Genomic DNA, 21150 nt, shown 5'->3' on the forward strand with positions numbered 1-21150 from the left:
CCGCGAGCCGCGCCGAGGACGCCGTCTCCCCGGCCCGCGGACCGGCCGCGGCCGGGCACCGCGCCGACGGCGTCCGCGTGCTCCACCGGCCGCCCGCCCGCCGGTCGGCGTGACCCGGACCCCGCCCGGCCCGGCCCGACCCTGACCCCGCTCCGTTCCGGCGGCGCGGTACCGGCCGCCCGGGCCGTCACGCCCCGCGACACCCCGCCGTCACGCCCCGTAGAACAGCGCGTCCACGACCTGCCGGGCCAGCCGCCCGGTCCGCCGGTAGTCGTCCAGCATGTCCCCCACGTGACCGGGCCCGTACCCCAGGTACCGCCCCACGGCGGCGAGCTCGCGGGGAGCGGACGGGAAGGTGTCCCCGGCCCGCCCCCGCACCAGCATCACCGCGTTGCGCACCCGGGTGGCCAGCACCCAGGCCTCGTCCAGCGTCGCCGCGTCCTCCCGCGACAGCAGCCCGCAGTCCCGGGCGGCGGCCAGCGCCCCGCGGGTGCGCGTGGTGCGCAGCCCCGCCTCCCGCGCCCCGTACCGCAGCTGGAGCAGCTGCACGGTCCACTCGACGTCCGACAGGCCGCCCGGCCCCAGCTTGGTGTGCAGCTTGGGGTCGGCCCCGCGGGGCATCCGCTCCGACTCCATCCGCGCCTTCAGCCGCCGGATCTCCCGCACCGCGTCGTCCCCGAGCCCGTCCGGCGGGTACCGCAGCGGGTCGATCAGCTCGACGAACCGCCGCCCCAGTTCCTCGTCCCCGGCCACCGGCTCGGCCCGAAGCAGCGCCTGCGACTCCCACCCCAGCGACCACCGCCGGTAGTAGGCCGCGTACGAGTTCAGCGTCCGCACGAGCGGCCCGGACTTCCCCTCCGGCCGCAGGTCGGCGTCGACGAGCAGCGGCGGGTCGGCGCTGGGCACCTGCAGCAGCCGCCGCATCTCGGCGACGACCGCGTTGGCCGCCCGCCCGGCCTCGTGCTCGTCGGCCCCCTCGCGGGGCTGGTGCACGAACAGCACGTCCGCGTCGGACCCGTAGCCCAGCTCGTGGCCGCCGAACCGCCCCATGCCGATGATCGCGAACCGGGTGGGCAGCGTGTCGCCCCAGCCCTCGCGCACCACGGCCCGCAGGGTGCCGGCCAGGGTGGCCGCGGTGATGTCGGAGACGGCCCCGCCGACCAGGTCGACGAGGGCGCCCTGGTCGGCCTCGACGGGCTGCGCCTCCGTGCCGTAGGAGGCGACGATGTCCGCGGCCGCCGTGCGGAACAGCTCCCGGCGCCGCACCCCGCGCGCCGCGGTGACCGCCTGCACGGCGCCGTCCGCGCGCTTGACCGCGGCGAGGATCTCCTGTTCCAGGTGGGCCCGGCCGCGCGGGGCCAGCCCGCCGCCGTCGCCGTCCCCGAGCAGCGCGACGGCCTCGGGAGCCCGCATCAGCAGGTCGGGGGCGAGCCGGCCGGCCGACAGGACCCGTGCCAGGTTCTCCGCGGCCGCGCCCTCGTCGCGCAGCAGCCGCAGGTACCAGGGCGTCTTCCCCAGCGCGTCCGACACCTTGCGGAAGTTGAGCAGTCCGGCGTCGGGGTCGGCGGAGTCGGCGAACCAGCCGAGCAGCACGGGCAGCAGCGTCCGCTGGATCGCCGCCTTGCGGGTCACCCCGGACGCCAGCGCCTCCAGGTGCCGCAGGGCCGCGGCCGGGTCGGCGTAGCCGAGCGCGACGAGCCGCTCGCGGGCGGCCGCGGTGCTCAGCCGCGCCTCGCCGGGGGCGAGCTGGGCCACCGCGTCCAGCAGCGGCCGGTAGAACAGCTTCTCGTGCAGCCGGCGTACGACGGCGGCGTGCCGCTTCCACTCGCGGTTCAGCTCGGCCACCGGGTCGGCCCGCAGCCCGAGGGACCGGCCGAGCCGCCGCTGGTCGCCCTCGGCCTCGGGGACGAGGTGGGTGCGGCGCAGCTGGTGGAGCTGGATGCGGTGCTCCATGGAGCGCAGGAACCGGTAGGCGGCGTCGAGCTGGACGGCGTCGGCCCGCCCGACGTAGCCGCCGGCGGCGAGCGCCCGCAGGGCGTCGAGGGTGGTGCCGCTGCGCAGCGACGCGTCGGCCCGCCCGTGCACCAGCTGGAGCAGCTGGACGGCGAACTCGACGTCGCGCAGCCCGCCCGGCCCGAGCTTGAGTTCGCGCTCGACCTCGGCGACGGGGATGTTCTCGACGACCCGCCGCCGCATCCTCTGCACGTCGGCGACGAAGTTCTCCCGCTCGGCGGCCTGCCACACCAGCGGCTCGACGGCGGCCACGTACTCCGCGCCCAGGGCGAGGTCGCCGGCGACGGGGCGGGCCTTCAGCAGGGCCTGGAACTCCCAGGTCTTGGCCCAGCGCCGGTAGTAGGCGAGGTGGCTGCTGAGCGTGCGCACCAGGGGGCCGTTGCGGCCCTCGGGCCGCAGGTTGGCGTCGACGGGCCAGATGGAGCCCTCGACGGTGGTCTCCGAGCAGATCCGCATCATGTGCGAGGCGAGCTTGGTGGCGGCGCGCAGTGCCTTGCCCTCGTCGGCCCCGTCGACGGCCTCGCCCACGAAGATGACGTCGACGTCGGAGACGTAGTTCAGCTCGTGTCCGCCGCACTTGCCCATCGCGATCACCGCGAGCCGGCACAGCGCGGCGTCGTCGGGGGCGGCGGCCCGGGCGAGACCGAGGGCGGACCGGAGCGTGGCGGTGGCCAGGTCGGCCAGTTCGGCGGCGGTCTCGGCCAGGTCGATGGTCCCGCACACGTCGCGGGCGGCGATGGACAGCAGGCAGCGCCGGTAGGCGACGCGCAGCGAGACCGGGTCGTCGGCCCCGGCGAGTCCGCGTTCGAACTCCTCCACCCCGGGGTGCAGGTCGCGCGGCTCGTAGGTGACCAGGGCCTCCCAGTCCCGGGGGTGCCGGGCGAGGTGGTCGGCGAGGGCGGCGGAGGCGCCGAGGACCCCGAGCAGCCGGTCGCGCAGCGGCTTGGCGGCTATCACGGTGTCGATCAGCTCGCGCCGGGCGCTCTCGCCGGGCTGTGCCTCCAGCAGCCGGGCGAGTCCCCGGAGGGCGAGGTCGGGGTCGGCGGTGCGGCCGAGGGCCTCCAGCAGCACGGGGTCGTCGCGCACCGCGGACAGCTCGGCGCCGTCCAGGAGGCGTTCGGCGGCGGAGGCATCGGTGAAACCGTGCCGCAGCAGCCGCGTGAAGGTACTGCTCCTGCGCCCCGGCCCCGTCATCCCCGGCCTCCTCGACTGCGATCAAGGTCGTACGGACCCGAGCCTAACCCGCGCCGGCACGGTGGCGCCCGGGCCGGGTTTCGGGTTGTGTGGGGGCAGCCATGCGCCTCGGGGCTGCCCCGGGGGGCCGTACGGCGCGCACGACGGTCGCGACGAAGGAGTTGCTCCATGGACATGACCCTCGAAGTCATCCTGTTGCCGGTGTCCGACGTGGACCGGGCCAAGGAGTTCTACCGGGACAAGGTCGGCTTCCACGTGGACCTCGACGGCGAGGTGATGGAGGGCGTGCGGATCGTGCAGCTCACGCCGCCCGGCTCGGGCTGCTCGATCGCCCTGGTGGACGGGCTCCAGGTCCCCACGGGCACGCCGAGCCCGGGGACGTACCACGGGATGCAGCTGTGCGTGACGGACGCGAAGGCGGCCCACGAGGAGCTGACCGCCCGCGGCCTGGAGGTGAGCGAGCCGCAGCAGTTCGCTCCGCGGGACGGCGCGACGCTCATGTACTTCAAGGACCCCGACGGCAACGGCTGGGCGATCCAGGAGTACCGCCGCCGCGCGACGGAACCCCTGCACCAGGTCCTCGCGAACCTGGCCGGACAGCACTCGGAGTAGCCCCGCACGGCACGGGCGGCCGGGGGCCGGCGGCTGCCCGCAGGCCCCCGGGGCGAGCAGGCTGGTCAGCCCGGCGATGCCCTCCGGGGAGGGCTTGAAGTACCGGCGGACGTTCTCCTGCCTCTTGTGCCGGGACTTCGCCATCGGCATCAGCAGGGACGCCCCCGCCTCACCGAGGTGGGCGGGCAAGGTCACCCGATCGTGCCCTGGTCCGGGAGGCACGCGCGCCCCGCCTTCCCTATTGCGATCATGCGCCCCCAGGGATAAGGAGGAGGAGAGAGCGGCTTCCAGTCATTCGCATCACGTGACGGTCGAAAAGGGTCGCACCACGCTGTGGTTCGCGCGTCCACGCCCTCTCTCCGCCCGGCGGGCGTTCATGGTGAAGGAAGTCCCCGCATTCAGGCAAGGGGTGGATTTCCGTGCCCACTGCAGGCCCTTGGCAATGGGCCCTCATCGCCGCACTCGTGGTACTCGGCAGCCTCTTCGCGGCGGACGCCTGGCGAATGGCCGTTCACCAGCGGGACACCGAGTCGAGGATCGGGGTCCTCTCGGCCATCGGCGGAGGCCTGATCACCGGTCTCGCCGTGGGGCTCGCCGTCCTGTTCCTTCAGGCTTCTTTCGAGGAATCCCAGAAATACGCCGCATGGCGAGCGAACGTCGAGGCCGCGGAGAGCATCCCGGGATTCTCGCCCGGAAAGCGCGACATCCATGAAATCAACTTCAGCGGGAAGATCCTGCGTGATGCGGACTTCACCGGCGTCGACCTCAGGGGCGTCAAATTCCGCGATGCCGTGCTCGTAGGGGCGGTGTTCGACGGCGCCAACCTGCAGGGAGCCGAACTGATAGGGGCGGATCTGGAGGCCACCAGCTTCAGGAAAGCCGACCTGAGGGAGGCGAAGCTGCAAAGCGCGGACTTCACCCACGCGGCCATAAACATCTCCGCGAAATCCTTTGCGGACGCAGAGGTGAACGCGCGCACCTGCTGGCCCAAGGACCTCTCCCCCGACATGCTCAGAACGGTGGAGGTGAAGGAGTTCTGGAACAGAGACGGGCGCCTGATCACGCCGCAGCAGGAATGGAGGGAAGACGGGTTCAGGGGCGGGGAGAGGGCTCCTCACTGCCATCCGGAGGAGCGATGACTTCGCGCGTCCCGCGCCGCTCCGGGCGGACGGCGCCATGACGTACCCGGACACCGGGACGTGTACGGTCGCGGCGCGGCCGGGCACATCGTCACGAGGCGCGCGCTCCCGGTCCTCCCGTGCCGCTCGGCACGAACGCGGAGGCCGGGTCCACCGGCCGCCGACGAACGCGCCGCTCAGCGACACGTCGTCGGACGACCGGGTGCGGCATCCGGTCACGGCAGGACTCCCCGCACCCCGGAGGACGCCGACGGCCGGCGGTGGACGCAGCCCCCGGCGGTGGACGCCGACGAGTCGGGGCGGGCGCGGCCCCGGGAGCCGGGCACTGCACTCTTCCGGCCGTCCGGAGCTGGACCGGGCCACTCCCGTGGTTCACGGTGGGAAGCAGTACGGCGGCGGCGTGGAGCCGGACCACGAGGGAGGTGGGCATGCCTCGCTTCGCCCGGCGGCCGCGACGGACGGGCACGCCTCCCCCGAGTACGGAGCAGGTGTCCACCAGGGCCGCGGTCGCCAGTGCCGTCATCGCCGCCGTGTCCGCCGTCGCCTCCACGGTTTCCGCGGTCTACGGCGTCGACGCGTCGAGGGATCTCGGCAACGCACAGCGGCGGGACGCGGCTCAAGCCGCGATCTCCCAATACGTGGTGCAGATGAGCGAACTCGACCGCACAGGTGGGTCCTCGCGCCGCAACGAGATCGTCACGCTGGCCACTCAGGTGGACAGCCTGATCGCGCAGTACGGTCAGAGCGAGCTGCATCTGAGCGCTTCCACTTATCGGTTGACAGGCCTGTTCCTGACGCTTTCGACCACGGACCTCGAACTCGCGGAACACATGGCCCGGGAATCATTGAAGTTGTCCGCCCGAATGGAACCCGACGGAGCCGGCGGCTCGCGCATGGCGGATCCTCTGGAGGCGCTGCAGGCACATCGCGTGATCGCCGATGTCGCCGCACAGAACCTGGACTTCACCAAGATGAACAGAGAGTACGAGACGGCCCTCGAGATCACCGGATCGGAAGGGAAGCGGAACCGGTACATCAGGACGGAAGCACGCCAGTTCACACGCGTCTACTGGGCCTTGAGCGCCATGATGCTGGTCGATGACCTGGGGAAACCCAGCGCCGCGCAGTGCGATGAAGTACGGCGCCGCGCGGATGCGGCACGTGCAGATTTCGAGGCATTGGGCAAGAATCCGGAGATCGTCCGCCGAGCGAACAGGATCGAGAGCAACAAATGCTCGACCTGGATCGATCTCAGCGCCCTGCAGAAGTACTGAACGCCCACGGCGCCGGGAGCCCTGACGGAAGTGCCCGCCACTCCTGGCGGGGCTGCCACGCCGGTCCGTCTCCGCTGCTCCTGGCGCCCTCGGCACATCCACCGAAAGCGTCGCGACCGCATTCGACGCGACCGCGTTCAAGGGGAGCCGGCCGGCCCGGGGACGCTCCGGCAGCAAGGGGGCCCGGCGGGCCGACGGTCCACGGCCGTCGGCCCGCCCGCCGGACGAGCGGGACGACCGCTGCGACCTCCCCCTACAGCACCGGCAGGTTCTTCCGCAGTTCGAAGGCCGTGACCTCGGAGCGGTACTCCTCCCACTCCGACTTCTTGTTGCGCAGGAAGAAGTCGAAGACGTGCTCGCCGAGGGTCTCGGCGACCAGGTCGCTGCGCTCCATCAGGGTCAGGGCCTCGCCGAGGTTCTGCGGGAGGGGCTCGATGCCCATCGCGCGGCGCTCGGCGTCGGAGAGGGCCCACACGTCGTCCTCGGCGCCCGGCGGCAGCTCGTAGCCCTCCTCGACGCCCTTGAGGCCGGCGGCCAGCAGCATGGCGTAGGACAGGTAGGGGTTGGCGCCGGAGTCGAGGGAGCGGACCTCGATGCGGGCCGAGCCGGTCTTGCCGGGCTTGTACATCGGGACGCGGACCAGGGCCGAGCGGTTGTTGTGGCCCCAGCAGATGTACGAGGGGGCCTCGCCGCCGGCGCCGGCGGTGCGCTCGGAGCCGCCCCAGATGCGCTTGTAGGAGTTGACCCACTGGTTGGTCACGGCCGAGATCTCCGCCGCGTGCTTGAGCAGGCCCGCGATGAAGGAGCGGCCGACCTTGGAGAGCTGGTACTCCGACCCGGACTCGTAGAACGCGTTGCGGTCGCCCTCGAAGAGGGAGAGGTGGGTGTGCATACCGGAGCCGGGGTGCTCGGAGAACGGCTTCGGCATGAAGGTCGCCTGCACGCCCTGCTCCAGCGCGACCTGCTTCATCACCAGGCGGAACGTCATGATGTTGTCGGCCGTGGAGAGCGCGTCGGCGTACCGCAGGTCGATCTCCTGCTGGCCGGGGCCGCCCTCGTGGTGGGAGAACTCGACCGAGATGCCCATCGACTCCAGCATGGTGATCGCCTGGCGGCGGAAGTCCATGCCGATGTTCTGCGGGGTGTGGTCGAAGTAGCCGGAGTTGTCGGCGGGGGTGGGGCGCGAGCCGTCGAGGGGGCGGTCCTTCAGCAGGAAGAACTCGATCTCGGGGTGGGTGTAGAAGGTGAAGCCCAGGTCGGAGGCGCGGGCGAGGGCGCGCTTGAGGACGTACCTCGGGTCGGCGAAGGACGGGGAGCCGTCCGGCATGAGGATGTCGCAGAACATGCGGGCGGTGCCGGGGGCCTCCGCGCGCCAGGGGAGGACCTGGAAGGTGGACGGGTCCGGCTTGGCGATCATGTCGGACTCGTACACCCGGGCGAAGCCCTCGATGGCGGAGCCGTCGAAACCGATGCCTTCATCAAACGCCTGTTCGAGTTCGGCCGGGGCCACGGCGACGGACTTGAGGAAGCCCAGCACGTCCGTGAACCACAGGCGTACGAACCGGATGTCGCGCTCCTCCAACGTCCGGAGCACGAACTCCTGCTGCTTGTCCATCTTCCGCTTCCCCATCCTTGCCGGTCAGGCCGCCTGTCTCCTGCATCACAGGAGGCGGTCGGGCACCTGAGCATCCCACCACAACACCATTTCACGCGCGTTGCGCACCTCGATCATGCCGCTGACCTCGGGGTGAACGCCTCGCGTGCGGCAGGTGTACCGCTCGTGGCCCATCTTGCCCGCTCGCCCCGCCATCCGTAATGCCCGGCCCCCCTCCCTCCGCCCCCGGACAGTTAATTTGCATCTCAGATGAAAGTTTTACTACCGTGCCGTCCAGTCGAGCGCCGTCCGGTGGCGCAGGCGAGTCCGAGGAGACCTCATGCTGTCCGCATCATCCGCAGCGACCGTCCGAGCCACCCTCCCCGTGGTGGGCGCCGCGATCGGTGAGATCACCGAGCGCTTCTACGCGGGGCTGTTCGAGGCCCACCCGGAGCTGCTGCGGGACCTGTTCAACCGCGGCAACCAGGCCGCCGGGACCCAGCGCCAGGCCCTGGCCGGTTCCATCGCCGCCTTCGCCACGCACCTGGTCGAGCACCCGGACAGCCGCCCCGACGCGATGCTCTCCCGCATCGCGCACAAGCACGCCTCGCTCGGCATCGCGCCCGAGCAGTACGCCGTCGTGCACGAGCACCTCTTCGCCGCCATCGTCGCCGTGCTCGGCGAGGCGGTCACCCCGGAGGTGGCGGCCGCCTGGGACGAGGTCTACTGGCTGATGGCGAACGCGCTGATCGCCGTCGAGAAGCGGCTGTACGAGGAGAGCGGCGGCGCCGACTGGCGCGCCTGGGAGGTCGTCGAGCGCGTCCCCGAGACCAGCGACGTCGTCACCTTCCGGCTGCGCCCGGTGGACGGCGGCCCGGTCCGCGACTTCCGCGCCGGCCAGTACGTCTCCGTCCGCGCCGAACTCGCCGACGGCGCCCGCCAGATACGCCAGTACAGCCTTTCCGGCGCACCCGGTGACACGCTGCGCCAGATCAGCGTCAAGCGGGTGCCGGGCGGCACGACGCCGGAGGGCGAGGTCTCGAACCACCTCCACGCACACGTGACGGAGGGCAGCGTGCTGGAACTGTCGGAGCCGTACGGCGACCTCGTCCTGGCCGACGCCCCGCAGACCCCCCTGCTGCTCGCCTCCGCCGGCATCGGCGTGACCCCGATCACGGCGATGCTGGCCCACCTGGCGGCCGCCGGGCACCGCGCCCCGGTCACCGTGGTGCACGCCGACCGCTCCCCCGCCGAGCACGCGCTGCGCTCCGAGCACGCGGCGTACGCGGAGAAGCTCCCCGAGGCGACGGTCCACCTCTGGTACGAGCAGGACGCCCCCGAGGGCGCCCGCACCGGCCTCGTCGACCTCACGGACGTCCCGGTCGCGCCCGGCACGCACGCGTACCTGTGCGGCCCGCTGCCGTTCATGCGCGCGGTCAGGGCCCAGCTGATCGAGAAGGGGGTCGCCCCGGCGGACGTGCACTACGAGGTGTTCGGCCCGGACCTGTGGCTGGCGGCGGCCTGACGACGGCCCGCGACCCGGAGGGGAGTCCCGCGGACCCGTGATCTCGTGATCGGCGGTCCGGGGGGCTCCCCTCCGGCGTGCGGACGAGCCCGTGGATGAGGGCGGGGACGGGGGCGGGGTGCGGGGGCCCGCCCCGACGGCGGCCGCCTACCTCACCGCGGTGAGCGTCGCGTAGACGACGACGTTGCCCTGGTATCCGGTGCGCTCGGTGTAACCGCCGCCGCAGGTGATCACGCGCAGTTCGGCCCGGTCGGAACTGCCGTAGACCTTGTCGTCGGGAAATCGTTCCTTGTCGTAGACCTCCACGGCGTCGACGGTGAAGACGGCCGTGCGCCGGTCCGCCCGGTCGACCTCGACCGTGTGGCCCTTGACGACGGAGCCGAGGCCGTAGAAGACCCCGGGGGCGCCGGTGGGCAGGTCCACGTGTCCGGTGGTGACGGCCGTCCCGGCGGATCCGGGGGGCGTGCCCCCGCCGTACCAGCCGACGAGGCCGGGGGCGTCGGCCGGTGGGGGCCGGAGTGCCCCCGACGCGTCGAGGTGCAGTTCGCCCATCGGCGCGTCCACGCCGATGGCGGGGATCCGGAGTCGCACGGGTGGTGAGGGTCGCAGCGGCCGGACGGCCGGATCCGCCGCCGGGGCGGTGGGGCCGGTGGTGGGAGCCGCCGGGGCGGTCGGGTCGGCGGCGGGGGCTGCCGGGGCGGAGAAGGCCTGGCCCGCCGAAGGCTGCGGTGGCTGCCCGTCGCGCAGCGCACCGGTCACCAGCAGCGTGCCTGTCACCACGGTCCAGGCCAGGAGTTTCGTCGAAGGGATGTACGAGGGTGTGGAAGCGCGGGTCGGGTGGCCGGGAGCCATCGGGTTCGTGCCTCTCGCTGACGACGGGGGAGAGACGGACAGCCGTGCCGCGCGGTTCCCGGTGAGCCCGGTGAGCCCGGTGAGCCGGATGAGGGGGCGCCGCGAGCCGGTGGGGTGGTGCGCGGGCGGTCAGGCGCGGTTCGCGTGCGTGCGGTGACGCGCTCGCACCAGCCAGCCGGCGGCACCCGCGGCCAGCAGCGCCCCGCCCAGGGCGAGCTGTCCGGCCGTGTTGCCGGAGTCCCCGAAACCGGCCTCGACGGCACCGTTGGGCTGACGCGTCGTCAGCGTGTAGGAGTCCGTGAGCTTGATCCGCGGCGGGCATTTGACGGTGACGGTGTCGGTGGTGGCCCCGGTCCCGGCCGGCACCGTGAACCGGCCGGTGAGCACGCCCTTGCGCTCGCCCTCGAAGAGGTGGAACGCCCCCGCCAGCTCGGACTCGCCCTTGCCGTAGGTCACGTCCGCGCCGCAGGCGTCGGTGCTGACGGTGACCGTGGAGCCGGACGAGCCCGACCGGGAGCGGATGTCGAGACTCGCGTCACCGGCCGCGGCGGCGGCCGGGATCTGCAGCGCCAGGGCACCGACCATCAGTCCGATGCCTACGCCGACACGTGTGTTGCCCAAGGGGTCCTCCAGTGAAGCTTCGTCAGGCCTGCCGTTACGGCGCCTCTTTTCTCCTCAACTGATAAGGCGATCAACGCCCCGTCACCTCCGCGACGTGGCAGTTGGACACGGGTTTCACCCGCCAGGCTTACCCGGCACCCTCCGGCACCCTCCGGGAGGGCCCGGGACCGGGGCCGGAGCCGGGGCCGCGGCTCCGTCGTGGAAACGACGGCGCGAACGATGGCGGGAACAGTGCCGGGAACGACGGCGGGAAAACGTCCCACAGGGCGCCGAACCTCCCCCGGGCATCGCGCATCTTCAGGTACGCAGGCGCGCACTGACCCGCGCGCCGATCCGTACGCGAGGGGAACCCGACACTTCATGAACAGCAAGCTCACCGCCGTGGCCCTTGCGGCCGTCGTCGTCGCCGGTGCCGCCGTCACCGCCGCACCGGCCTCGGCCGCCGCCGCACCGACCCGCTGCCACACCGTCGACCTGAAGGCCGGCTTCGCCCTGGGGGACGACGCGAAGCCGGAGATGGGGCAGAGCGAGAAGCAGACCCGGGCGTACGTCTGGTTCACCAACCGGAGCGAGCGCACCTGCACCCTGTCCGGCTTCGCCGGTGTCGACATGGTCGGCGCGCAGAAGACCGACGGCACCTGGTCGCTGGTGCGCTCCTCCAGGAAGCCCGTGAAGGTGACCCTGGAGCCGGGGGACACGGTGGACTTCGGCATCACCCTGCTCCCGGTGGCCGCGTCCACGCCGCAGACGGAGAAGTTCGTCCCGTCGAAGTTCCTGGTGACCCCGCCGAACGAGACGGAGCACTTCACCCTGAAGTGGCCGTTCGGGGGCCAGATCCTCAAGCAGGACGGCGCCACCCACCCGGCCACCTACCTCGACCCGGTCGGCCTGTGACCGACCGGACGGCCGCCGGGCCTCCCTTCGGAGGCGGACGCGGCCACCGCGGGATCTCCCTGAGGGACTGAAACCCGCGAGCCGGCCGGCGGGCCGGAGACCTGCCGGCCGCCCGGGCCGCGCGCCGATCGGAAACCGGCGTGCCGGAAGCCCGCCGGCCGGAAACCCGCCGGCCCGACCCCCACCGGCCGCTCCGGCCGCCCGGACCGCCTACCGATGCGCCCCACGGGGGGGGCGGGCCGGCGCGGGCCGCCGCGGCGGGTCCGGCGGTCCCGTCAGACCCGCCCGGAGATCCCCAGCAGCAGCGGTCCCGTCGGGGTCGCGACGATGTCGGAGACCGTGATCGGGTCCAGTGAGGCGTAGAAGGCCTCCTGGGCCCGGCGCAGGGCGCCGCGCAGACGGCAGCCGTCGCGCAGGGGACAGGGGGTGGCCCCCTCGCACTCGACGACGTCGTCGTCGCCCTCGAAGACGCGGACCACGGCGCCCACCGACGCCGTACGGCCCTTCTCCGTCAGGGCGAGGCCGCCGCCCCGGCCGCGACGGGCCTCCAGGAGACCCATGTGCTGGAGTTCCGCGACGACCTTGGCCGTGTGGGTGTACGGGACCTCCATGGCGGCGGCCACGTCCCGCGTCGTCGGAGTGGTGGTCGCGTCCACCACCGCGAGCCGCATCAGCACGCGCAGTGCCAGGTCGGTGGATCGCAAGAGCCGCATGCGGTGAAGGGTAGAGGAGACGCGCGCATAATGCGCATCTCGGCTACCGATTATCCGGGCCGTCCCGGCGCCGTCCGCGCCCGGCCCCGGCTGCGACCTGTCTAGGGGTTCACCCGGTTGCCGCACTACGATCAGGGGAAACGAACGAATCGAACAACGCCCGGACACCGCGACCGCCCGCGGGCCCCGTGCGCACCGCACGCCCCGACCTTTCCGCCCCCTTTCCCCCGAAGGACAGGCCCCATGGGTTCCGCCAAGAAGGACACCAGCGCGGCGCGCAAGGCGCGCATAGAGGAGATGCGCCGTGCCGAGCAGTCGCGCGAGCGGCGCAACCGGATCCTGACGATCACGGGCGCCACCGTCGCGGTGGCCGCCCTCGTCGCCGGCACCGTGTTCCTCGTGCGGTCGCAGTCGGACGACACCCCCTCCGCCGACGCCAAGACCTCGGGCAGCTTCGTCACCGGCTCGGACGGCGTGAAGACGTGGAAGGGCACGCTGGGCCGCAACCACGTCACCAAGGCGGTCGCCTACCCGATGGAGCCGCCGGTCGGCGGTGACCACCACCAGGCGTGGATGAACTGCGACGGGGACGTGTACGACAAGGCCCTGAACAACGTGAACGCGGTGCACTCGCTGGAGCACGGCGCGGTCTGGGTGACGTACAACAGCAAGGCGCCGAAGGCCGACGTGGAGGCGCTGGCGGCGAAGGTGGAGAAGACGCCGTACACGCTGATGAGCCCGGACGACAAGCAGGCCGATCCGATCGTGCTGACCGCCTGGGGGCACCAGCGGACGGTGACCGGGGCGAGCGACCCGAACGTGGCCGCGTTCTTCGAGAAGTACGTGCAGGGCGAGCAGACGCCGGAGCCGGGCGCCGCGTGCACGGGCGGTCTGTCGAAGTGAGGTACGCGGGAGTCGCCGTGGCCGTGGCCGGGGTGCTGGTCGCGGCCGGGGCGATCGGTTGCTCCGTCGCCGGGGACGACGGCTCCGAGGTGCCCTCGGCCGCGTCCGCGGACGCCGGTTTCGCCCGGGACATGGCGGTGCACCACCAGCAGGCCGTCGAGATGTCGTACATCGTGCGCGACCGCACGAAGGACGAGGAGGTGCGGCGGCTCGCCTACGACATCGCGCAGACGCAGGCCAACCAGCGCGGCATGATGCTCGGCTGGCTCGACCTGTGGAAGCTGCCCAAGGTGTCCTCGGACGGGCCGATGGCCTGGATGGACATGGCCGGCATGGCCTCCGGCGAGGACGGCGCGCTGATGCCGGGCATGGCCACCGACACCGAGATGGAGAAACTCGGCACGCTGAACGGCCGGCAGGCCGAGGTCCTCTACCTCCGGCTGATGACGGACCACCACCGGGGCGGCGTCCACATGGCCGAGGGCTGTGCCGACAAGTGCACGGTGGGCGTGGAGAAGCGGCTCGCGCGGGGCATGGTCGAGGCGCAGCGGTCGGAGATCGAGCTGATGGACGACATGCTCGCGGCACGGGGGGCCACGCCGCGTCCGTAGGACGTGGGGCGTGGGGCGTGGGACCTGGGACACGGCACCGCCCGACCGGGAGCGCGGCCCCGGGGTGTTTCGCGGCGGGCCCCCGGGGGACGCGTGGTGCGTGCGGTACGGGCCCCGGGGAACGGCATCCAGGGGGCGCGGGAACTCAGGTCCCGCGCCCCCTCGCCACGCGGCCTCGCACCCCCATCGCGTCGCTCTGACGATTACACTGCCCGTGTGTCCGGAACCCGCCCCGTGCCGGCGGGATGCCGCGCGCTCGTCCGCCGTGTCCGTCCCCTTCACCCGAGGAAGCCCCGTTGAACTTCTGGTCGATCTACCAGCACGGCTTCGCGCGCGTCGCCGCGTGCACGGGCCACACCGTCATCGCGGATCCGCACGCCAACGCCGAGGCGGTGCTGCGCCAGGCCCGCCGGTGCGCCGACGAGGGCGTCGCCGTCACCGTGTTCCCCGAGATGGTGCTGTGCGGCTACTCCATCGAGGACCTGCTGCTCCAGGACGCGCTGCTCGACCAGGTCGAGGAGGCGCTCCGGGAGGTGGTGGCGGGGTCGGCGGAGCTGCTGCCGGTCCTGGTCGTCGGCGCCCCGCTGCGCCACCGCAACCGGGTCTACAACTGCGCGGTGGTCGTGCACCGCGGCCGGGTGCTCGGCGTCGTGCCCAAGTCGTACCCGCCGAACTACCGGGAGTTCTACGAGCGCCGGCAGATCGCCGGGGGTGACGACGAGCGCGGCGGGACGATCCGGGTCGGCGGCCGGGCCGTGCCGTTCGGCGTGGACCTGCTGTTCGAGGCGGCGGACGTCCCCGGCCTGGTGCTGCACGCCGAGGTCTGCGAGGACATGTGGGTGCCGGTGCCGCCGAGCGCCGAGGCCGCGCTCGCGGGCGCGACCGTCCTCGTCAACCTCTCGGGCAGCCCGATCACGGTCGGCAGGGCCGAGGACCGCAAGCTGCTGTGCCGTTCGGCGTCCTCGCGCTGCCTCGCCGCGTACGTCTACGCGGCGGCCGGGCTCGGCGAGTCGACCACCGACCTGTCCTGGGACGGGCAGACCCTGATCTACGAGAACGGGATGCTGCTGGCGGAGTCCGACCGCTTCGCGCTCGGCGAGAGCCACGCGGTGGCCGACATCGACCTCGACCTGCTGCGGCAGGAGCGGATGCGGATGGGCACGTTCGACGAGAACCGCCGTACGCACGCCGCGCGGACCGGCGACTTCCGGACGGTGTCCTTCACGCTCGCCCCGCCGGCCGCCGACCTGGGGCTGCGCCGGCGCGTCGAGCGGTTCCCGTTCGTGCCCGCCGACGCCGAGCGGCTCGCCCTGGACTGCTACGAGGCGTACAACATCCAGGTCGCCGGCCTCCAGCAGCGGCTGGCCTCGATCGGCGGCCCCAAGGTCGTCATCGGGGTGTCCGGGGGCCTCGACTCCACGCACGCGCTGATCGTCGCCGCCCGCGCGATGGACCGCGCGGGCCGGCCGCGCAGCGACATCCTGGCCTGGACCCTGCCCGGGTTCGCCACCGGCGACCACACCAAGGGCAACGCCCACAGGCTGATGCGGGCCCTCGGGGTCACGGCGGCCGAACTGGACATCACGCCGACCGCGCGGCTGATGCTGAAGGAGATGGGCCACCCGTTCGCCTCCGGCGAGCCGGTGTACGACGTCACCTTCGAGAACGTCCAGGCCGGCCTGCGCACCGACTACCTGTTCCGGCTCGCCAACCAGCGCGGCGGCATCGTGCTGGGCACCGGCGACCTGTCGGAGCTGGCGCTCGGCTGGTCCACGTACGGCGTGGGCGACCAGATGAGCCACTACAACGTCAACTCGGGCGTGCCGAAGACGCTGATGCAGCACCTGATCCGCTGGGTCGTCAGCAGCGGGCAGTTCGACGAGGAGACCGGCGAGGTGCTGACCGCGATCCTCGACACCGAGATCAGCCCCGAGCTGGTGCCGGGCGAGGAGATGCAGTCCACCGAGTCCAGGATCGGCCCGTACGCGCTGCACGACTTCACCCTCTTCCAGGTGCTGCGCTACGGCTTCCGGCCGTCGAAGATCGCCTTCCTGGCCTGGCACGCCTGGCACGACCCGGAGGGCGGCGCCTGGCCGCCGAACTTCCCGGAGGCCAAGCGGGTGGCGTACGACCTGCCGGAGATCCGGCGCTGGCTGGAGGTGTTCTGCCGCCGCTTCTTCGCGTTCGCGCAGTTCAAGCGCTCGGCCATGCCGAACGGGCCGAAGGTGTCGGCGGGCGGTTCGCTCTCCCCGCGCGGCGACTGGCGAGCGCCGTCGGACAGCACGGCCGAGGCCTGGCTGCGCGACCTGGCCCGCGTCGACGAGGCGGTGGCGGAACGCTGACCGCGCCCTGGTGAGGGACCGGGCGCCGGGGACCTCCTTCCCGGCGCCCGGTTCAGCCCTTGAGCGACGCGACGAAGGGCGCCCAGGCGGCGGCGCCGAGGAGCAGGGCGGGACCGTGGGGGACCTTGGAGTCCCGGACGGGGACGAGGCCGGGGATGTTGTCGGCGACCTCGACGCAGTTGCCGCCGCTGCCGTTGCTGTAGGTGGACTTGCGCCAGAGGGCGGCGCCGGGGAAGTCGGTGGCGACCTCAACGCAATCCCCGCCGTCACCGTTGCTGTAGCTGCTCTTGCACCAGAGCGCTTCACTCAAGTCGATCCGGTCGACTGCCATTTCGGTAATCCCCTGCCGCTGCCTTAACGATCGTCAGGGACGTCTCCGGTGACAGCGCGACGGCCCTGAGCCGATCGTATGCCTTGCGGTACTGCTTCACGAGGGCCGGATCGTCGATGGTGTCACCGCTGTAGGACGCCTCGATGTAAATCAGCGGCGGCGCGTCCGGGAAGGTCATGACCTTGGTGGAGGCAGCCATCAGGGGATACGCCCCGCACGTTCGCGGGACGATCTGCGGAACGATCCGTCGCTGCTCGGCCAACACCATGATTCGGTCAAGTTGTTCCGCCATCTCCAACGGCGAGAGGATCGGTTCGGTGAGCAGCGACTCATGCAGGATGACCCAGTACTCCGGAGTGGAATGGTCGTCCTCGAAGAGGCGAGCACAGGCGAGGCGGGCGGCCACTTTCTCCTCGACCCACTCGTCGGCCGCCGCCGGATGGGCGGCCCGGACCAGCGTCCGCGCGTACGAGGCCGTTTGAAGCAACCCGGGGAAAGCGATCGGGCACCACTCCTCGATGGACTCCGCGTGCTTCTCCGCCTCCAGGACCTTCTCGAAGTACGCGGCGTGCGGTCCCCGCCGCGCCCTCCGCACATCCTCACAGTGCCGTTCGAAGAAGCCGTCGGTCCCCAGCGCCCGGTCCACGTGCCGGGCCAGGTCCAACGGCATGCGGCGCTCGCCGCGTTCGATGTCGCTGAGGTAGGTCTTGCCGTAGAAGCTGCCCTGGAGCAGTCCCTCCAGCGAGAGTCCCGCCGCCTCCCGCTTCCACCTCAACTCCTTGCCGTAGAACGTCGGGACGCTCATCGAGCCGTCGATGTCCTTGCGCCGTGCCACTCGCACACCTTCCGCCGTACCGGTCGCGGACGCGCGACCCCTTCCACCGTAGCCAGCGCGGCGACATTCTGTGAGGAGTTCGTCACACACCGCACAGAAGGTGGCCGCCCCCATGCCCGACCGCTCCCCCACCCCTCACGACGTCAGCCCTCGCAGGACGGCGACCGGACGATGACCTTCGAACTCGACCTGCTCGCCACCCCGAAGTCCGTGCCCGAACTGCGCCACCACCTGCGCGCGCTCGACTTCGACGTCCTCCTGTGCGCGACGGAGCTGCTGACGAACGTCATCGACCACCTCGGCGAGGGCACCCCGGTGACGGTCCGCGTCACCGGCACGCCCCACGGGCACACTCGCGTCGAGGTCACCGACCCCGACGCGCGCGTCCTCCCCGTCCTCCTGCCGGCCGCCGGCACCGCCGAGTCCGGCCGCGGCCTGGCCCTGATCGACGCGCTCGCCCGGCGGTGGGGCGTGGACCAGGGAGCGGACCACAAGACGGTCTGGTGCGAACTGGCCGCACCGGGGCGCCAGTCGGAGGTGCCCGTCCGGTAGGGCCCTGCCGGGAAGGCGACTTGAACAGGGACACGACAGCTCCCGGAATTGTGGCTTCCACCATGGCGGACGCGGGCTCGACCTGGTGGGATCGCCGGATGCTCGGTCTCCTCCTGCGCGTTCTGCCCTTCTGGGTCCGCGAACCGCTGCTCATCGCCCTCGGGTCCGTCCTCGGCGTACGCCTCACGTACCTCGCCGTCCACGACCACGACCTGGTCACGGCCGGTATCGGCGCGGTGTTCCTCGTGTTCACCGCGGTACGCGTTCACCTGGTGGTCCGGGCGCTGCGCGCGCGCCGGAACCCTGCTCCGGCGGCCTCCGCGGACGGGACGCCGCCGACCGACGCCGTCGCTCAGGCCTGGGCCCAGGCACAGGTGGCACCGGCACCGGCTGGAACGGCACCGGCACCGGCACCCGCACCGATCGGAGCCGGCTCGCCTCCCGGCCCGGCCGCCACCGAGAAGGAGCCCAACCCGTGGGGCCAGGCCGTCGCGGCCGTGGCCGTGTTCGCGGCACTCGGGGCCGTGCTGTGGCTGGCCCCCGACGTGCTGCCGGCGGACGACGACACACCGCGGCCCGCGTCGTGTTCGGAGACGGAGGACGAGACGCTGCCGCCGGTCTACGAGAAGAAGCCCCGGCCCGTGACCGGTGACGAGCTGTGCGAGGCGCTCAACCGGCCCGACCTGGCGCGGCTCCTCGGAACGCCCGCGGAGATCGCGACCTCGGCCTCCGGCAGCAACAACACCGCCGCCCTGACGGACGGGAAGGTCGCCGAGCCGGAGGCCAAGGTCTCCTTCGACACGTACACCGTGGACCTCTCGGCCACGTACAACGACCTGTCGACCGCCCAGTACGCGAAGCTGGTGAAGATCGCGGGGGACGAGGACGAGAAGGACCTCAGGACGCTCACGGTCCTCGGCCGGCCCGCGCTCCTCTCCTCGGAGCACACCATGAAGTTCGAGTTCAGCCTCGGGGGCGAGGGTTCGAGCGGGCCGGTGCAGCAGGGCCCGTTGGCCAGGACGCTGTCCGTGGCGCTCGACCCCGAGGACCGGGGCGGCTCCTACGACCTCACCGTGTGGAGCGAGTCCGGGGCGCTCCCCACCGACCAGGCCCTCCTCGACATCGCCGAGAAGGTCCTTCCGGCGATCCCCGGACGGAGCGGCCGCTGAGGCGTGCGGGACGTCCAAGCGGAGAGAGCGAGTTCGGTTCTCGTCACCCGCTCCATGATCAAGGCCCAGGTCGGACACCTGGTCCTTGTTGGTCGATGAGAGCTTCGGCTCGCGCCTCAGGCGACGGTGTACTCCGCGTCCCCGAAGTCTGCGACCACGCGCAGTCGGCCGCAGAGCGCTTCGACGTAGGCCCGGAGGGTCGCGACCTCCGCGCGACCCAGCTCACCGTGCTCGATCGCGGAGACCCGAGGTGCCGAGCCCCCCCCATCGACACGGCCACTTGGCGCTGAGTCAGCGCCCGTTCACGCCTGACCTCCGCGAGCTTGTGAGCGCGCACTGCGGAATGTTGATGTCGTACCAGCGCTGCCAGGACGCCCGGTTCGCCCTCCCGCGCGAGAGGCTGGGCGACTCGTTCGTCGCGGTCGAACTCGACGACAGCGCGGCAAACCCGAATAGCCTGATTCCCCCGCACTCGGTCCTGACCGAGCACCTGATCGACGAACCCTGCCGACCCACCCGCCAGGTCCTCGACCTCTTCCACCGACGGCTCCTCGCCCCAACCGAGGCCTCCGGAGCAACCGACCACTGAACCTTGGTCTCCGCCACTGTGACCATCACCTCAAATCCGCCACCGCATGATCGCCGTCTGCGACAGTCGTCGTGTGACCGATCCTCACCTCGCGGACATCTCTTTCGGCGGAGTACCGGTGCACCGGCAGCTCTCGGCAAACGCCCGTGACCTCGCCAGGCGTGTGGTGGACGAGCTCGTGGGCCAGCTGCCCGCGTACGGCGCGCTGCCTCCGGAGGAGCTGCGCAAAGAGATCATGGGGGTGGCGTACCAAGGCATCCACGGCTTCGCCGAGGTGCTGCGCACCGGGGAGCTGCCGGGGCGTGAGCGGCTCGCCGTCATCCGGGAGGCGGCGGCTCACCGTGCCGAGGAGGGGCTGATGCTCGACTCGGTGATCAGTGCCTACCACCTGGGCGCGCAGGTGGTGCTCGACACGTTGGCGCCGTCGGTGAGGCCTCAGGACGTACAGGACGCCCTCGCGCTGAACCGGGTGCTGATGCAGTACCTGCAGCGCGTCACGGCGGCCGGCGTGGGAGGTTATTTCCAGGAGCGGCAGGCGGCGTTCGGCGTCGAGCACTTCGCCCAGCAGGCGCTGCTGGAAGCGCTGCTGGCGGGCTCGCCCGCGCGGGAAGCGGCCGACCGGGCCGGTATCGCTCTGCCGGCGCGGTTCCTTGTGCTGAGCCTGACCGTCGACGCGCACCGGGACGAGCGGACGCCCGGCGTGGACCCGGTGATCGCCGGGCGTCGCAAACTGCGGCGGCTGCGGAGGGAACTGGAGCGGCACGTGAGCGGTGTGGTGCTGTCGGCGCTGTCCGTGGACGGTGGTCTGGCCCTGCTGCCGGTTCCGGGCGAGCCGACCGGCGAAGACGCGGCCGGGTTGGCCGGTGACGTACCGGAGACCGTGGCGGAGTGGGTGGACGGCGTCCTCGGGCACATGATGCGGGTGTCGGGTGCGGCGATCACCGCGGGGGTCGTGATCGCGGCGCCGGACGGTGTGCGCAACGGGGCACTGCTGGCCGCCGACGTCCGCAAGGTCGCCGAGGCCGTGGGCCGCCCACCGGGACCGTACCGGCTGGCGGACGTGCTGCTGGAGTACCAGCTGACCCGTCCCGGGCCCGCACTGGCACAACTCTCCTCGCTGCTCGCACCGCTGGCCGGGAAGCCGGAACTGCTGGCCACGCTCAAGGCCTATCTGTCCAGCGACATGGACCGGCGCGGCGCTGCGGAACGGCTGAGCGTCCATCCCAACACCCTGGACTACCGGCTGCGGCGGATCACTGCTCTGACGGGCCTCGACGCGACCCGGCCAGCGGATCTGGCACGGGTGCAGGCGGCTGTGGCGGCGTATGACGCCCCCGATTTTTTGTGACCTGTCACCAACTCCCCCGAATACTTCTAACGGTGGAAC

General features: G+C 72.1%; 19 protein-coding genes and 1 pseudogene. 12 read left to right on the forward strand and 8 right to left on the reverse strand.

From position 1 onward, the window contains the following. Positions 1-210: 210 nt before the first annotated feature. Positions 211-3207: a bifunctional [glutamine synthetase] adenylyltransferase/[glutamine synthetase]-adenylyl-L-tyrosine phosphorylase gene (locus ACF09K_RS29795; protein WP_392248416.1), complete on the reverse strand. Its 2997-nt coding sequence runs from the start codon at positions 3205-3207 to the stop codon at positions 211-213. Positions 3208-3375: 168 nt separating this feature from the next. On the opposite strand from ACF09K_RS29795, the gene ACF09K_RS29800 reads away from it, so the two are divergent. Beyond that, entirely contained in the window at positions 3376-3819 is a 444-nt protein-coding gene (locus ACF09K_RS29800; protein ID WP_392248417.1) for a VOC family protein, read from the forward strand. A 45-nt stretch (positions 3820-3864) separates the two neighbouring features. Here ACF09K_RS29800 and ACF09K_RS29805 read toward each other — a convergent pair. Beyond that, positions 3865-3996 (reverse strand): annotated as a pseudogene (locus tag ACF09K_RS29805) (site-specific integrase); the annotation flags it as partial. Between the two features lie 242 nt (positions 3997-4238). Between ACF09K_RS29805 and ACF09K_RS29810 the strand changes: the two are divergent. Next, on the forward strand, positions 4239-4958 hold the full coding sequence (locus ACF09K_RS29810) for a pentapeptide repeat-containing protein (RefSeq protein WP_392248418.1): 720 nt from the start codon (positions 4239-4241) through the stop codon (positions 4956-4958). Between the two features lie 488 nt (positions 4959-5446). After that, positions 5447-6232: a hypothetical protein gene (locus tag ACF09K_RS29815; RefSeq protein ID WP_392248419.1), complete on the forward strand. Its 786-nt coding sequence runs from the start codon at positions 5447-5449 to the stop codon at positions 6230-6232. Positions 6233-6485: 253 nt separating this feature from the next. On the opposite strand, the gene glnA is transcribed toward ACF09K_RS29815, so the two are convergent. Then, positions 6486-7847, reverse strand: a complete 1362-nt coding sequence (glnA, locus tag ACF09K_RS29820) for a type I glutamate--ammonia ligase (protein ID WP_392248420.1) — start codon at positions 7845-7847, stop codon at positions 6486-6488. A 319-nt stretch (positions 7848-8166) separates the two neighbouring features. On the opposite strand from glnA, the gene ACF09K_RS29825 reads away from it, so the two are divergent. Then, positions 8167-9351 (forward strand): globin domain-containing protein, encoded by a 1185-nt coding sequence (locus ACF09K_RS29825; RefSeq protein ID WP_392248421.1) that lies wholly within the window; start codon positions 8167-8169, stop codon positions 9349-9351. Between the two features lie 147 nt (positions 9352-9498). Here ACF09K_RS29825 and ACF09K_RS29830 read toward each other — a convergent pair whose 3' ends face one another. Both ACF09K_RS29830 and ACF09K_RS29835 read right to left on the reverse strand, forming a co-directional pair. Further along, positions 9499-10203 (reverse strand): class F sortase, encoded by a 705-nt coding sequence (locus ACF09K_RS29830; protein WP_392248422.1) that lies wholly within the window; start codon positions 10201-10203, stop codon positions 9499-9501. 129 nt (positions 10204-10332) lie between these two features. Further along, complete coding sequence (locus ACF09K_RS29835; RefSeq protein WP_392248423.1) at positions 10333-10824, reverse strand: sortase; 492 nt, start codon at positions 10822-10824, stop codon at positions 10333-10335. Between the two features lie 360 nt (positions 10825-11184). Here ACF09K_RS29835 and ACF09K_RS29840 point away from each other — a divergent pair, with 360 nt between their 5' ends. After that, positions 11185-11718, forward strand: coding sequence for a DUF4232 domain-containing protein (locus ACF09K_RS29840; protein WP_392248424.1), 534 nt, complete (start codon positions 11185-11187; stop codon positions 11716-11718). A gap of 275 nt (positions 11719-11993) precedes the next feature. Here the strand turns inward: ACF09K_RS29840 and ACF09K_RS29845 are convergent, their stop codons facing one another. Beyond that, positions 11994-12431, reverse strand: a complete 438-nt coding sequence (locus ACF09K_RS29845) for an RrF2 family transcriptional regulator (RefSeq protein WP_392248425.1) — start codon at positions 12429-12431, stop codon at positions 11994-11996. A 243-nt stretch (positions 12432-12674) separates the two neighbouring features. Between ACF09K_RS29845 and ACF09K_RS29850 the strand changes: the two genes are divergently transcribed. The 3 genes from ACF09K_RS29850 (at position 12675) to ACF09K_RS29860 (ending at position 16287) form a co-directional block, all read left to right on the forward strand. Beyond that, positions 12675-13334: a DUF3105 domain-containing protein gene (locus ACF09K_RS29850; RefSeq protein WP_392248426.1), complete on the forward strand. Its 660-nt coding sequence runs from the start codon at positions 12675-12677 to the stop codon at positions 13332-13334. After that, positions 13331-13945, forward strand: coding sequence for a DUF305 domain-containing protein (locus ACF09K_RS29855; protein WP_392248427.1), 615 nt, complete (start codon positions 13331-13333; stop codon positions 13943-13945). Before ACF09K_RS29850 ends, ACF09K_RS29855 begins: the two co-directional genes overlap by 4 nt. A gap of 296 nt (positions 13946-14241) precedes the next feature. After that, the gene (locus ACF09K_RS29860) at positions 14242-16287 is read left to right on the forward strand and encodes an NAD(+) synthase (protein ID WP_392248428.1); all 2046 of its coding nucleotides are present in this window, start codon (positions 14242-14244) and stop codon (positions 16285-16287) included. A 52-nt stretch (positions 16288-16339) separates the two neighbouring features. On the opposite strand, the gene ACF09K_RS29865 is transcribed toward ACF09K_RS29860, so the two are convergent. Beyond that, positions 16340-16618 carry a DUF397 domain-containing protein gene (locus tag ACF09K_RS29865; protein ID WP_392248429.1) on the reverse strand — a complete coding sequence of 93 codons (279 nt, stop codon included), beginning with the start codon at positions 16616-16618 and terminating at the stop codon, positions 16340-16342. After that, positions 16590-17453, reverse strand: coding sequence for a Scr1 family TA system antitoxin-like transcriptional regulator (locus ACF09K_RS29870; RefSeq protein ID WP_392248430.1), 864 nt, complete (start codon positions 17451-17453; stop codon positions 16590-16592). The genes ACF09K_RS29865 and ACF09K_RS29870 overlap by 29 nt, the downstream gene beginning before the upstream one ends. Positions 17454-17624: 171 nt before the next feature. Here ACF09K_RS29870 and ACF09K_RS29875 point away from each other — a divergent pair, with 171 nt between their 5' ends. From ACF09K_RS29875 to ACF09K_RS29890, 4 genes are all read left to right on the forward strand, one after another. Then, the gene (locus tag ACF09K_RS29875; RefSeq protein WP_392248431.1) at positions 17625-18005 is read left to right on the forward strand and encodes an ATP-binding protein; all 381 of its coding nucleotides are present in this window, start codon (positions 17625-17627) and stop codon (positions 18003-18005) included. Between the two features lie 98 nt (positions 18006-18103). Next, complete coding sequence (locus tag ACF09K_RS29880) at positions 18104-19174, forward strand: DUF6215 domain-containing protein (RefSeq protein ID WP_392248432.1); 1071 nt, start codon at positions 18104-18106, stop codon at positions 19172-19174. Between the two features lie 349 nt (positions 19175-19523). Continuing rightward, on the forward strand, positions 19524-19763 hold the full coding sequence (locus tag ACF09K_RS29885) for a hypothetical protein (protein WP_392248433.1): 240 nt from the start codon (positions 19524-19526) through the stop codon (positions 19761-19763). Positions 19764-19836: 73 nt separating this feature from the next. Beyond that, positions 19837-21111, forward strand: a complete 1275-nt coding sequence (locus tag ACF09K_RS29890; protein WP_392248434.1) for a PucR family transcriptional regulator — start codon at positions 19837-19839, stop codon at positions 21109-21111. The last annotated feature ends 39 nt before the right edge of the window (positions 21112-21150 follow it).

The sequence above is a fragment of the Streptomyces sp. NPDC014882 genome (genome assembly GCF_043081325.1).
GTDB lineage: Bacteria > Actinomycetota > Actinomycetes > Streptomycetales > Streptomycetaceae > Streptomyces.

Excerpts from the sequence above, each read along its gene's own strand:
- ACF09K_RS29865 (WP_392248429.1), bottom strand. The coding sequence starts at position 16,618 with ATGGCAGTCGACCGGATCGACTTGAGTGAAGCGCTCTGGTGCAAGAGC.
- ACF09K_RS29850 (WP_392248426.1), top strand. The coding sequence starts at position 12,675 with ATGGGTTCCGCCAAGAAGGACACCAGCGCGGCGCGCAAGGCGCGCATA.
- ACF09K_RS29880 (WP_392248432.1), top strand. The coding sequence starts at position 18,104 with ATGCTCGGTCTCCTCCTGCGCGTTCTGCCCTTCTGGGTCCGCGAACCG.
- ACF09K_RS29830 (WP_392248422.1), bottom strand. The coding sequence starts at position 10,203 with ATGGCTCCCGGCCACCCGACCCGCGCTTCCACACCCTCGTACATCCCT.
- ACF09K_RS29825 (WP_392248421.1), top strand. The coding sequence starts at position 8,167 with ATGCTGTCCGCATCATCCGCAGCGACCGTCCGAGCCACCCTCCCCGTG.
- ACF09K_RS29875 (WP_392248431.1), top strand. The coding sequence starts at position 17,625 with ATGACCTTCGAACTCGACCTGCTCGCCACCCCGAAGTCCGTGCCCGAA.
- ACF09K_RS29795 (WP_392248416.1), bottom strand. The coding sequence starts at position 3,207 with ATGACGGGGCCGGGGCGCAGGAGCAGTACCTTCACGCGGCTGCTGCGG.
- ACF09K_RS29845 (WP_392248425.1), bottom strand. The coding sequence starts at position 12,431 with ATGCGGCTCTTGCGATCCACCGACCTGGCACTGCGCGTGCTGATGCGG.
- ACF09K_RS29800 (WP_392248417.1), top strand. The coding sequence starts at position 3,376 with ATGGACATGACCCTCGAAGTCATCCTGTTGCCGGTGTCCGACGTGGAC.
- ACF09K_RS29885 (WP_392248433.1), top strand. The coding sequence starts at position 19,524 with ATGTCGTACCAGCGCTGCCAGGACGCCCGGTTCGCCCTCCCGCGCGAG.
- glnA (WP_392248420.1), bottom strand. The coding sequence starts at position 7,847 with ATGGACAAGCAGCAGGAGTTCGTGCTCCGGACGTTGGAGGAGCGCGAC.
- ACF09K_RS29840 (WP_392248424.1), top strand. The coding sequence starts at position 11,185 with ATGAACAGCAAGCTCACCGCCGTGGCCCTTGCGGCCGTCGTCGTCGCC.